Source organism: Nitrospira sp. (genome assembly GCA_015709715.1).
GTDB lineage: Bacteria > Nitrospirota > Nitrospiria > Nitrospirales > Nitrospiraceae > Nitrospira_A.
Map to the genome: position 1 here is coordinate 534,220 of CP054184.1, position 11,590 is coordinate 545,809.

Consider the following 11,590-nt stretch of genomic DNA (forward strand, 5'->3'; position numbering starts at 1 on the left):
CGGGAACGGTTAGTCTTGGCTGGGGTCGAGTTGATTCATGTTCAAGAGGTGCGTATGCAACCGGGTTTGAATCAATCGCTCCCCGGCGCCGCGGCCGGCGAGCATGAGGGTTTGCGCGACCTTCGGATCAAAGAAGGCCTGATCCAGGATCCCCTTCACCTGTGCTTCGGACATCTTCGAGAAGTGCCCTTGGAGTGTTCGCGCCACTCGCTCCGTCAAGAGCCACTTCATGGACACGATGCCACGCTGGTGGCTGTAGAAGCGCGAGAGTAGCGGCCCCAGGTCCGACATCGTGGTCATGAGATTGGCCGCGGTATCTGATCCGCCCGGCGCCATCACGCGCCCAGTGCGCTCGAGCATTTCCATGGCTTCGCTGGCCTTGTCCAGCCGCGCCATGCGTTCGGCGCCGAAGACCTTTTCCATCCAGTCCCGATTCTCTTGCAGGAACTCTCTCATGTTCCGCGCCTGCAGAATCGGCTTGCCCATGGAATCGATCGCCTTCGACTCGAACTTGTCCAACGACGCATCCCACATTGCTTTCTGAAATCCGGCCAGGGCTTCCGGATCTTTTCCCACGATCTTGAGTACCGATGAGACTTTGGTCGCCGGCGTCTGACTGTTGACGATCTTCGCCGCGGCCCGGTCTGCATCCTCCCCAAGGAAGAGGGTCGCCGTGGACTTCTCAAAATCCTTTTTCGTGCGGTTAATTGTCGCCGCCACTCGAGCTGCATGTTTCTCGGCCGCGTCCACCTGGTCGGCCAAATCCGGCCGCGTGAGTTTCATGAACTTTTCCGGGTTGCTCAGAATTTCCTTCCCGGTCTTCGTCATGTCGTCGGCCAGCTGCTGCGCTTTCGTCGCATCGGCAAACTGAGCCCGCAGTTCAGGGAACTCTTTCAGCATCGGCTCATGGGTCTGCATCCACTTGAGCGCCGCGGCTGGCTTGACCTTCCCGCTCACCACATCGACTGCACTCTGGTAGAAGTCCAGCTTGGCCGACTCCTGCAGGGCATTGCGCGCCGCCGGCCTGGAGCCGATCGCCGCGACAAAGTCATTGATCGAGGCCTCTCCCTTCATGAACAGGTCGGCCGCATCCTCGTCGACGGTCCGGTAACGCCCAGTGACATCCTTGGAACGGAGTCGGTCCGCCATCCCTGCCTTGAGCCGCTGCGCGCCCTTGGCGTAGTCTTCGGCCGTCTGCCGGATCTGTGCATGCGCGTCCGGGTACAGTGCCGCCAGGTCTTCGCGTGTCGCCAGGCTGTCGATGGTCCCGTCGGTCGATTCGAGGAGTTGATTCAGTCGTCGCTCCAGGGGGTCATTGCGCGTGGCCTTCGCCTCTCGAATCTGCGTTAGGATCTCCGAACGGAGCCGCTTGACCGTGTCATAGGGTTCAGTCAGTTCACCAGGGAGGGCCGCATCATCCACACCCAGCCGCTCGATTCGCCCTAACAGCTCATCCGGCACCCGTGAGCCGCTTTCCACGCGAGGGTTGAACCCCGCCCGAATCCGCTTGACCGCGTCCAGGATCGGCTGCATCGGCATACGGATTGTTGGATCCAGGCTGTCATAGGCCGCTTCGGAGGCCGCGCGGAATTTCCCCAGTTCATCCTGATACTCGTCCCGGATAATCTTCCCGGCCTGCTGTGGGGTCAGGTTCGACTTGAGCGCGAGCAGCCGCTCCGAGGCCCGCTGATCCGCCGCCGCCATGCGTTGCTCAGTCGCCTGAACGACGCGTGCCGTCGCTTGCGAGAGCCGCCCCTCCGCCGCATCGATCTTGGCCTTGGCCCGCGCCGTGCCGACTTCAAAGAGCCCTTCCCGCCGTGCGGCTTCCTTGTCCACCTTGGCCGTGAGGGCTTCCACCGTGCCCTTCGGCGCCGCTTCGTCCACATACTCCCGCACTGCTGCTTGGTTGTCGCCGCGCCGGTTCGCAAACTTCGCCCCCGGTTCCGCGCCCGATCGCTCGAAGCCTCGCTCCGCTTGCATGAGCCCCGGCTCGCCGGTCGCCTGCCCCGTCGTCGGTTTGAATCCTGGAATCTCGGCGCTTAGCTTCTCGGCCTTGTCCACTCCAGCATTGACCTTTTCAGCATCGGCAATGCTGTTAAACGTCTCCCCGATCCGTCCCTTAGCCGCGTCCTCCGTTTCCAGCCCCAACAACTTCCGCCCTGCGGCCGTCGCCATCTCCTTACTTTTCCGAATCAGCCCCAATGTGGCCGATGGGCCGACTCCACCGATCAGTTCCCCGATAAAGTCGGCAATGGGCCCGCCCTTCGGAAAGATTTCGTTCATCACCCCGGCGCCCAGGCCGGCGGAGGCCGCGAGTCCGGTCTCTACCAGGGCTAGCGTCGCCGGCGGGACCTTGCTCAGTTCTTCCACAATCAAGGCAGGGAGGTTCTTCACGACTTCCATCTTGGTCGGGTCCGCAAGCTGCGTAGCGCCCTCCTTTGCCACGCGCGCCCCCGCGGTTGCCGTGGCCTTGGCAATCCCCGCTTGCGGGATCACGTTAGCACCGATCTCTTTGCCCATCCGCGCGAGAATGCGTTCGCCTGGAGTTTGCGGTTCGACCGGTTCCGGCATGATGTATTTCTTGATAAAAGCTGACCCCATCACCGGCTTGTCCGGCATGGGAATCCCGAGCATCTTCAGGCCCTCATTGAACAGGTCCACCGGCAGCCCGGCAAAGTCCGCCACGCCTTCATTGAAGCCCGAGGCCGTGACTTCCGCTTTCTCCAACCAGCTTCGCGCCGGCTTCGGGGTCTCCGTCGGCTCAGTCGGCGCAGCCGACTTCGTGCCCCGCTCCTTGAGCATGGTCAGAGCCCTGGTCTGTTCGGCCTCCGGCAGTCCCGCAAACCGTGCATCGAGCCGCTGCAGGACCTTCATCTGCTCGCCTTCCGGAAGACCGAGAAAGCGTGCATCCCCAAGCACGCTTTGAATCGTCGGTGCTTGCTTGGGTGCTTGCGGTTCCTCTTCGATCGACGGATCAGGAGACCGCAGCGAGTGCATAATCTTCGTCACATAGTCCCGCGTCTCCTGTGGCCACTTCTTGCCGGCATCCACATTGGCCGGCCCGAAGTTATAGGCCGCCAGCGCCATCGTCTGATCCCCGTTGTAGCGGTTCAAGAGTTGCGACAGGTACTTCGTCCCGCCCTCAATGTTTTGCTTCGGGTCGAACGGATCCCGTACACCCATGTCCGCCGCCGTGGAATCGAGGAGCTGCATGAGCCCTTTTGCCGTGCCATATTTCGTTTCTCTACCGATCGCCGCCGGATTGCCAGCGACTCTTGGTGAATGACCGCCGACACCAACGCTGGATCCACCCCGTAGCGTCCGGCTGAATCTGTAATGAGTGACGCGAATGAACCGTTCATTGCACCCCCAAGAGGTTCAAGAAATCTTCCGCCGTCTGTGGCGCCTCCACACTCCCGCCGCCCTTCCCCTCGAGCCGCTTTGCGCCGCCCTGCAGGAGACTGCTCGCCCGCCACTTGTTCAAATTGACAAATTCGTCAATCACATCGAGTTTGTTCAAGAGCTGCTCGGAGCCGCCCAGTGCTTTCAATGTGCCGACCACCCGCCGCGCCGCGTTCACATCGGGCTCGGTCAGGACCCCGCGCCCGTTCATGGAGCGCGCCACCTGGAACACGAGGATTTCCTGCAGGGCCTCGAACTTGTCCGCCGGCTTCGTGTTCAGGAACCGCGCCGCGTCCTTGTCGCGTCCCACTAAGTCCTCGAGCTGCTGAGCCGCGCCGGCCGCCATCCGCTGAATGGCGCCCTGCAAGCCGACGACGTTCGGATTTTCCTTTACAATGTTCCGGAGTTTGCCCGTCAGCTCGAGCGCCGAGTCGGAGGCATTGATCACTTCGTACGCATCCGCGCGCGTGGTGTTCGGTAGCTCAATGGTCAGCTTGCCCTTCTTCGAGGGATCCGCCAGGGCCTTGATCGTGTCTTCAACTTTGACCCCGTACTGCCGGGAGATCCTGGCAATGTCCGCCTCCTTCGCATCGCGGCCCAGCTCGAGCACATCGGCCTGTGCTTTGACGACATTGCTATCATAGTCGGCCTGCCGCTGGTCCTTGTTCTTCGACAGCTGCAGCCGATCGCTCGCAATCTGGCCCATTTGCTTCGACAGCTCCAGCCGTTGCGCCTGCAGCCCCATATCCTTCTCTTTGAGGGTATTCATCACATGGGCATTGACCCGCTGCAGTTCACTTTCCAGCGCCCTCCGCGTCTCCGTGGTCGGGTTCTCGTAGTACCGTTGCCGCGCTTCGGTCAGCGGGATCGCCTTATCGAAGGCACTCACCAGGGCCTCGGTCTTCGTCCGCGTTTCATCGTCCGGCGGCGCGTCGTACCAGTTCTGTGTCGACTGCCGCGCCTCCATGCCGCCGAGCCTGGTCTTGAGCACGCCCTGTTGGGCCTGGAAATAGAGATCCGGCAACGAGGCCATATACTCCTTGAACTGCGGGTTATTCGCTTCCAGTGTGGCCTGAATCGCCGCCCTGGCCTCCGGGCTTTCGGCCTTCCCCAAGGCGTCCAGTTCCTTCGTGAAGGCCTGCGACATCGACAAGTCTTTCATGACATCGGTCCGGTAGCCCTCAAGCTGCTTCGCTTCCATCCGAATCGCCGCTGCTTGCGCCATAATGGCCTTATTCTTCGTTTCAATCTGGTCAGCCTTGGCCCGCTCGAACCTCGTTTCGATCAGGGTATCTCCGACCTTGCTTTGCATCGGTCCGCTCGTCGCCAGCGCGTTGGCCACATCCGGTCCCGCGGGAAGGCCCGCCTCCTTGCCGAGGGTCTCGAATCCCTTCGCCGCGGAGTTCTTGCGCAGCTCCTCGTCCAGGTGCTTCGCGAGAACGGGGTTGCTGGCGCGCAGCTCCTTGAACGCTTGCGCGCCTTCCGGTGTGCCGGCTTTCGTCAGTGCCGTTTCCCACCGCGCCCCGTCGACGGTCAGGTCGTCCATGCTCAGCTGATAGGGGTTCTCGTTCGGGCCGGCGCCGAGCGACAACATCTTGTTCATGGCCTTGAGCTTGGCCTCACCCACCGGCAGCTGCGGAATCACCTCTTTGAGATTGGCCCGCTGCTCATCGAGGGCAATCTTGCCCATCTGCATCAGCATCTGTTGGTTCTGGATCGCCTGGTGCGTGTCCGTCAGATCAAGCCGCTGCTGCTCCAGGTCCAGCCTTTGCTGCTGCTGAATCAGCGGAATCATCTGCAACGGATTAAACGCCTGTGCGAGGTTCTGCATTTCAGCCATTGAGTCCCTCTTGTCTCGGTGCTATCTCGGTGCTATACTTAGTCGTAAACGCCAGCATGGAGGCCGAAATGAACGCGCGATTGCTACTTGTATTCCTCGTCGTCGCCGGGTGCGCCGATCCCTATACCCCGTACATGCGTATGCAGGACGAGCAGGCCGCGCGCCATGCCGCACCGACCCGCTCCGTCGCCCCATCCTCTTCTCATGACCTCGCGGAAGGCATCGCCCTCTATGGCGCCATGCAGAGCAACACCGCATGGGCCCAACAGATGCACCAAGCGCCGTCAATGTCGACCCTGCAGAGTCCGGCGCCGGTTGCGCCCATCGTGGTCCCGCGAGGGGTAACGTGCTCCACCGCCGGCGCCTATACCTCGTGTTATTAGAATGGTGCATTGACAAGGAAGTCATTTCCTCCCGCGTTGTATGACACCACTCCGCCCTTCGGCGTTGCAAAGGACTCCTGTGCCGGTGCCGTCCCCGCGTTCCGCTGCTTAAAGAAATTCTGAAACAGATTGTAGTTCATGAGCCCGCCGGCCGTGCCCGTCACGGCGTTGTTCACACCCTGGAGAATCCCCTGTGTGGCCTGTGCCGACCCGAGCGCCGCTTGCGCTTGGGCCTGACCAATCTGGTTGAAAGTGCCGGCAATCGGTACGGCAAACCCTGACAGGAGATTCGCCGCCGCGTTCCCGGCATTGGCCCCGGTGTTGTACAGGCTAAACAGCCGGTCCGTCTGCCGTTGCGTCTCTTCCGCGCCGAGGCCGCGGATAAATTGCTCCAAGGTCCGGAGGCCGGTCCCGCTGTTGAACTGGCCACGCGCCGCCAACTGCTTATTGATCTGCTCGGTCCCAATGTCCGCCTGGAACTTGTACAAGGAACTGGCCTGCAGGTTGGCGCCGCCGGTCTCTTGGGCCTTCCGGGAGGCCTCCTGCATGAGCTTCGTTTGTGCATCGAAGGCCTCGAGGTCTGCCGCCAGGCCGTTGACCTTGTTCTGCCGTTCCAGTTCGGCCTGCTGGTAGAGCGTCTGTCGCCGCTCGCTGGCCTTCGGTCCGGTCAAGATCGGGAAGCTCGCTAAATCTGTCGGCGTCCCGTACTTCTTCATTTCCGCGACCAACTGGGCCCGCTGTGCGTCACGCTGAAACTGCAGCATGTCGGGCGAGTTGATCATGAGGGCCAGGGCATTGCCCGCATTGACTCCGTGCTGCATGAAGGGACTGAGGAGTGCGAGCGCCTGGTCACGAGACCCGGTAAGCGAGCGTTGCGCCACCATTGCCGCGTCCTGCATATACCCCGCCGCTTCCTGCTGGGACTGTCCGCCGATCAATGAGGACCAGATCGACGTGCCCATATTCAGCAGCCCGCCGCCGGCCATTAAGAGACTAAACGGATCCATGCGCCCTCCTCATGCCCCGATAAACCCAAATGTGCGCAATACAGTTAAACACGTATTCACCTTTGCCGTGAGGTCTGCAATATCATTTCGTAGGGCCGGAATCAAATTCGCCACCAGATCATCCCGCAGCGCGTCCGCCGTGGCCGGTGCATCGGCCGGATTCGGGAGGGCTTGAATGGTGTCATCCGCCGTGCCCCCGCTGTTATCGGTCAAGTTTGCCGAAGCGGCCTGCTGCGAAGCCAGCGCCGCCCCCAGGACGGCAAATTGTGAGCCGGTATGGCGAACGGTCCCGGTCAGCGTCAGCGCACTGTCCCAGTCCTTCCCGTCCAGCTTTGCGACGTCCAGATTGTCGACCTTCGTTGACCCTGGAGCCACTGCAAACGGCGGATTCGCTCCCCGGGAAAACGTCACGAGCGCGGCAATCGTTCGAGCGACCGTGATATGCACGTACTGGCTATGGTCATCATCTGCCAGCCCCGACAACTCACCATGGTCAATCACTCCGCCGGCAAAGATTTTCTGAATCCGGATCAGATACTGTTCCAGCTCTCGCCAGTCCCGGGAGTCCCCGTACAGTCGCGGAGGTGGCTGTAATGGCACGGTCATGAGGGCAGCACCTCCACCTTTTCCTTTGCCCCGACGAAGATAAAGTCAACCCCATCGCTGCAACTGACCTTGATCTGGAGACTTCGATATTCCCCTGATCCCCGATCCCGCACAAAAAACTCATGGTTGCCGACAGCCCCCAAGGCGTACTGCATTTCGTTGCCCCACTGCCCATTGTTCCGCCGCTTCTGAATCATCACCTTCGGATTCGGCACGTCGGCTGTGGCCACACCCCGCTTGAAGTAGTACAGCGTCTCGCTCGAGCTTTTGCGGTTATAGGTGCCATGGGTAATATGCCCAGAGGTGCGACTGGTCCGGATCGGACTCCCGTTATCCGTCATCGCCCGCCGTGTCGCCTCATAAATCAGCCCCGTCACACGGTCCCCCACCAAATGCCGGCCCCAGGTTGCGGCATAGCAGGCACAGCGACCCCGGTAATCCTGATATTTCCCCTGTTCCTGGTTCCAGTAGCCCCACTCGTACCAGTCTTGCTTTTTGTAGTTGTAGACCAGCGTGCGCTGTTCGCTAGGAAACGACATCACGTACAACGGCTGGCCCTCGACTTCCAGGAGGAAGGTCTGGCAATCATCGACCCGGGAGAATTTCCCGAGAATCCGATCGAAGGGAATCGACACCTCCACCGGTGTCCGGTTCTGCATGTGGACCAGTCGCCGGTTCTGATCTAGCCACAGCCAGGTTGAGGCCGATTTTGTGACTTTCGCGGCGATGCTATAAACCGCGCCGAGCCCCCGCTCAAGGAATCCGCCCGGAAGCCGCGTAAAGGGCGACCCGTCGTTGTACCAAATCTCCGTCGACTCCTCGCCCCACAGCATGATTTCTCGAAAGCCGGTGTACATGGCCAGGAGGTTGTCGCCGGCGCCGTCAATGGCAAAGAAACTCAGCGCGTCCCAGGACAGCGGATTGCCCACATCGCAGTACCAGAGCTTGCCGTCTTGGATGGCGAGAATGTAGTTGTCGAGGTACGCGACATGCGTCACCAGTGTCGGTGCGTCCGGATCCACCATGATATGCGTCGACCCCATGGCGCCCGAGGCGGTGATCATCTGCCCCCCGTAGGCCAGGACTGCCGTGTCTCCGTTGTTGTCGAAAATCACTGGACGCCCAGGCGTCGTATATTGGAAGCCGCCCGACAATTCCACCCACTGCCCGCTGTCGCTGATAATGAAGATTTTCCCGGCGGACACGGCCAGCACCTTGCGCTTCTTGGCCCACCAGTACATCCCGTCGATCGGCGCACCGGTTCCCAGGTCCGTAAACACCTCAAGTCCCGGCCGGCGGACGGTATGATCCAGTTCGTTGACATAGGCGTCATTGACCGCCGCCGAGATCGCGTCCAATTCGATTTCGTCGACGTTGGCATGCGCAGGACCAGACAGCGGGAGATCGACCTCTTTAACTTCGCCCATTAGTAGTACCTGCTTGCGCGGTTCACTGGACGCGACGACTTCTTGACCATGGTTCGCCGGAACACTTTCGTAAAGGCCTTATCCGCCAGCCCTTCCCACATGGGGATCTGGTCATATTTCCCATGCGACGGCGCCAGGCGCGCACAGAGCAGGTAACTCAGAAAAAGGGCCTGGCTCTGCGGAATATCCGGATTGTGGGCCGCCCCGTCGAAATCGTAGAGAGGCCGCGCATAGGTCAGGCGCAGCTGTTCAGGAGCCGTATAGGTCGTATCTGCGGCCCAGACCGAGGGCCCGCTCCCGCCGGCCTCCCAGTACAGCCGCCAATTCGCTCCGGTAATCGGACGGTTCACCGATTCCGCCAGATGCGTGCGCAGGCACTTGTAGGGGCTTGCATCGGTCCCTGTCACGACACTTTGTGTATTGACCGTGTTCGGCGCCGGCCATGCGTACAGAGTCCGACTCCCGATGCTCAACTCGTCCGTCAGGAACACAGCTTGCGGATCGCCGTTGTAAATCTTGTTCGGAATAGCCTCGTAGCGTTCGCGCGTCAGAATGTCGACAGGATGATCAATGCCGGACTGATCCCGAAACGAGACCGCCAGCAGCTCCACCATCGACTGCGGGAGCCCGTTCGCCGACGTGTAGGCGAAGACGTTCGCCGCCAAGGTCAGGGATTGCGTGATCTTGCAATGGATATACAGCTCATCGTCCGACAATTCGCGGACGATCATCCCGAGCAGCTGCTCGCCGTCCTGCTGCTGAACGCCCGTCAAGGACTGATCATCGGACAGCGCCCCAATATCCTTGTAGGCCCGCTTAATGAGCGCATCCCGCGTGATCGTTTGATCGAACGTAGTCCCAACAGCCATTTATTGACTGAGCCTCCGGATATCGTTCATAAAGTGTTCGTTATTTCGCATCACACACCATCCTGAAATCACCGCGTCATAGGGCTCGGTCTCCAGGCGGGCCACCATGTGGCCGTATTCGTACACATAGGCCTCCTGGTCCTTGGTGAAGACCCACTGATAGCAGGGCCGCCCCTTACTCGCCTCTGGCCGCTCGGGCAGCGTCGTGCACGCGCTGCAAATCAGCGTCGGCAGCATTAAGCTCATGAGCAGTCCGCGCGACTTGCGCCCGCGCAAGGGCTTCTTCGCCGGCGTCTTCGAGGCGACGGTCGGCGCGGGTTTGTTCGCCGGCAAAGTAGTGCCAGAGCTTCGCCGCCAAAGCCGCCACTGCAGTAACCGCCCCAGCCACACCGCCCATGTCATGCCTCACCGTCCGGCGCTTTCACTTCCCTCGGCGACCGCAGCAGGTTCGCTACAATCGCGAGAATCGCGCTCATGTTCGTAGCCGCCTGCGGATGGGCCGCCACCCACGCCATAATAGGATCGGCGAACGTGTTCGCCAGGATCCCTAAAACCGCAATCACGGACGGCCAGAGTTTTTTACTATCCATCAATCCCTCCGATCGTGAACCGACGACATGAGGTTGTGATACCGCTCATCGTCCTGCTTTTCATGATTCTTAGCCCACTCCTTCAGCGTCCCAACCGACCCATTCAACTGCGACAGATGACTGTTGATCGACACCACGCCTTTGATGATCCATCCCAGCATGGCGACGGCCAGTGAGCCGAGAAAATGATTCACGTCGATCCCTGAAATCATGCCCGCGCCTCCATATGTCCAGGATCCCATCCCACCTTGACGGCATAGTCCGCCGGATCAACGCCAAACCGCCCACCCCAGCGCCCGCCCAACTGTTCCCAATGCTCGCCCATCGCCCGATAGTGTTCGCCCCGGTTAGATGGTTGCCCGTCAACCCACAGGATCACATCGATGGCACACCGCTCATTGTGCCGGCTGAACAGGACCTTGCTCCGTCCATTCGCCTTCAGGAGTTCCTGATAGGAGACCCCGGTTGCGCAATGGGGACACAGCAACTCATCCGTCGATCGCCAGGCATCCCCCAGCGTCCACAGGAGCCCCTGTGCTTTCATCCAGGCGAATTGGTCGGCCAGCATATGGCTGAATCGTTGCTGTCGTTCAGAGAGGCTCATTAGGGCCCCGCATGGACAAAACCCGTTGGTGTGGCCGGCGCTCCCGCCGGGGTATCAATCGGTTGAGACGCTGGCCCCGTACTCACATGCAGATGGTCGATGAAGTGAGCCCACTCGACGGTCGGCACAGGATTGACCGTCCCATCCCACGTCTCGGACCAGACCCATTCGTTCAATCCCTGACAGCCATAATTGAGATTGGTATAGGCTCCCGCCGGCACACCGTTAATCCACCATCGGACAATGCCGTCCCTCGAGGTGCATGTCGTACTTTTCTTGATATACGCCTCGAGCTTGGTCCAGGTCCCGCGAGTCAGAGACCCGGAACCCACGTTCGGATAACACACAAGCCCAAGATCAAGCGCACAAGCATGGCTATTGTCGAGAGTTCCCGAATTGTGCGCGAAGATCATCGGGGCAGATCCCGCCACCAAGGCACTACCCCCAAACAAGAACACACCGTTGGATCCAGGGCCGCGGATGAAGAACATTTTATTTCCTACTGTTCGCCCCTCAAATTCTGGATTTGTTCTCCACATAAGCCCAACAAACAGTTCGGTGTAGAGCGTCTGTCCATTCGTCAGCCAATTGAGTTGCATTCCGCCGCTGCTATTCCCGGCATAGATGGCAGATTTCACGACGCCCGACGCGGAAATAGGAGCCGTCCCATCGGTGGCCTGAATCGAACTTGAGTAGACATCCAGAATGCCGCACGCGCCAGGCGTACTCGAAAAGTTGCAATCCAATAATTGAGTCGCCCCATTCGGCTCATTGGGCCAATTCGCCGAGGCATGGCTGAGAGCCGGGAATAGAAGCACCAAAAGCAATGCCAACATCATGGTTTCACCTTTTTCAATTCTTC

At 60.4% G+C, this 11,590-nt stretch carries 12 protein-coding genes; 1 reads left to right on the forward strand and 11 read right to left on the reverse strand.

From position 1 onward, the window contains the following. Positions 1-9: 9 nt before the first annotated feature. A complete protein-coding gene (locus tag HRU82_02470) occupies positions 10-3,351 on the reverse strand; it encodes a transglycosylase SLT domain-containing protein (protein QOJ37087.1) in 3,342 nt (1,113 codons plus the stop codon). Positions 3,352-3,358: 7 nt separating this feature from the next. Then, a complete protein-coding gene (locus tag HRU82_02475; GenBank protein QOJ33880.1) occupies positions 3,359-5,233 on the reverse strand; it encodes a hypothetical protein in 1,875 nt (624 codons plus the stop codon). Between the two features lie 77 nt (positions 5,234-5,310). On the opposite strand from HRU82_02475, the gene HRU82_02480 reads away from it, so the two are divergent. Beyond that, positions 5,311-5,625 carry a hypothetical protein gene (locus tag HRU82_02480; GenBank protein QOJ33881.1) on the forward strand — a complete coding sequence of 105 codons (315 nt, stop codon included), beginning with the start codon at positions 5,311-5,313 and terminating at the stop codon, positions 5,623-5,625. On the opposite strand, the gene HRU82_02485 is transcribed toward HRU82_02480, so the two are convergent. The 9 genes from HRU82_02485 to HRU82_02525 are packed head-to-tail and all read right to left on the reverse strand — an operon-like array spanning position 5,622 to position 11,567. Then, a complete protein-coding gene (locus tag HRU82_02485) occupies positions 5,622-6,632 on the reverse strand; it encodes a hypothetical protein (protein QOJ33882.1) in 1,011 nt (336 codons plus the stop codon). The two genes, HRU82_02480 and HRU82_02485, sit on opposite strands and share 4 nt — an antisense overlap. Before the next feature lie 9 nt (positions 6,633-6,641). After that, positions 6,642-7,238, reverse strand: a complete 597-nt coding sequence (locus tag HRU82_02490) for a hypothetical protein (GenBank protein ID QOJ33883.1) — start codon at positions 7,236-7,238, stop codon at positions 6,642-6,644. Continuing rightward, on the reverse strand, positions 7,235-8,665 hold the full coding sequence (locus HRU82_02495) for a hypothetical protein (GenBank protein ID QOJ33884.1): 1,431 nt from the start codon (positions 8,663-8,665) through the stop codon (positions 7,235-7,237). Before HRU82_02495 ends, HRU82_02490 begins: the two co-directional genes overlap by 4 nt. Next, positions 8,665-9,534 carry a hypothetical protein gene (locus tag HRU82_02500; protein QOJ33885.1) on the reverse strand — a complete coding sequence of 290 codons (870 nt, stop codon included), beginning with the start codon at positions 9,532-9,534 and terminating at the stop codon, positions 8,665-8,667. The genes HRU82_02495 and HRU82_02500 overlap by 1 nt, the downstream gene beginning before the upstream one ends. Next, complete coding sequence (locus HRU82_02505) at positions 9,535-9,936, reverse strand: hypothetical protein (GenBank protein ID QOJ33886.1); 402 nt, start codon at positions 9,934-9,936, stop codon at positions 9,535-9,537. Next, positions 9,933-10,124: a hypothetical protein gene (locus HRU82_02510; protein QOJ33887.1), complete on the reverse strand. Its 192-nt coding sequence runs from the start codon at positions 10,122-10,124 to the stop codon at positions 9,933-9,935. The genes HRU82_02505 and HRU82_02510 overlap by 4 nt, the downstream gene beginning before the upstream one ends. After that, the gene (locus tag HRU82_02515) at positions 10,124-10,336 is read right to left on the reverse strand and encodes a hypothetical protein (GenBank protein QOJ33888.1); all 213 of its coding nucleotides are present in this window, start codon (positions 10,334-10,336) and stop codon (positions 10,124-10,126) included. The genes HRU82_02510 and HRU82_02515 overlap by 1 nt, the downstream gene beginning before the upstream one ends. Next, on the reverse strand, positions 10,333-10,728 hold the full coding sequence (locus tag HRU82_02520) for a M15 family metallopeptidase (protein QOJ33889.1): 396 nt from the start codon (positions 10,726-10,728) through the stop codon (positions 10,333-10,335). The genes HRU82_02515 and HRU82_02520 overlap by 4 nt, the downstream gene beginning before the upstream one ends. Next, a complete protein-coding gene (locus HRU82_02525) occupies positions 10,728-11,567 on the reverse strand; it encodes a hypothetical protein (protein QOJ33890.1) in 840 nt (279 codons plus the stop codon). The genes HRU82_02520 and HRU82_02525 overlap by 1 nt, the downstream gene beginning before the upstream one ends. Positions 11,568-11,590 lie beyond the last annotated feature (23 nt).

Bases quoted from the DNA above. Each gene is read 5' to 3' on its own strand.
- HRU82_02490 (QOJ33883.1), bottom strand. From the start codon at position 7,238: ATGACCGTGCCATTACAGCCACCTCCGCGACTGTACGGGGACTCCCGG.
- HRU82_02515 (QOJ33888.1), bottom strand. From the start codon at position 10,336: ATGATTTCAGGGATCGACGTGAATCATTTTCTCGGCTCACTGGCCGTC.
- HRU82_02525 (QOJ33890.1), bottom strand. From the start codon at position 11,567: ATGATGTTGGCATTGCTTTTGGTGCTTCTATTCCCGGCTCTCAGCCAT.
- HRU82_02495 (QOJ33884.1), bottom strand. From the start codon at position 8,665: ATGGGCGAAGTTAAAGAGGTCGATCTCCCGCTGTCTGGTCCTGCGCAT.
- HRU82_02505 (QOJ33886.1), bottom strand. From the start codon at position 9,936: ATGACATGGGCGGTGTGGCTGGGGCGGTTACTGCAGTGGCGGCTTTGG.
- HRU82_02485 (QOJ33882.1), bottom strand. From the start codon at position 6,632: ATGGATCCGTTTAGTCTCTTAATGGCCGGCGGCGGGCTGCTGAATATG.
- HRU82_02500 (QOJ33885.1), bottom strand. From the start codon at position 9,534: ATGGCTGTTGGGACTACGTTCGATCAAACGATCACGCGGGATGCGCTC.
- HRU82_02480 (QOJ33881.1), top strand. From the start codon at position 5,311: ATGAACGCGCGATTGCTACTTGTATTCCTCGTCGTCGCCGGGTGCGCC.
- HRU82_02475 (QOJ33880.1), bottom strand. From the start codon at position 5,233: ATGCAGAACCTCGCACAGGCGTTTAATCCGTTGCAGATGATTCCGCTG.
- HRU82_02510 (QOJ33887.1), bottom strand. From the start codon at position 10,124: ATGGATAGTAAAAAACTCTGGCCGTCCGTGATTGCGGTTTTAGGGATC.
- HRU82_02520 (QOJ33889.1), bottom strand. From the start codon at position 10,728: ATGAGCCTCTCTGAACGACAGCAACGATTCAGCCATATGCTGGCCGAC.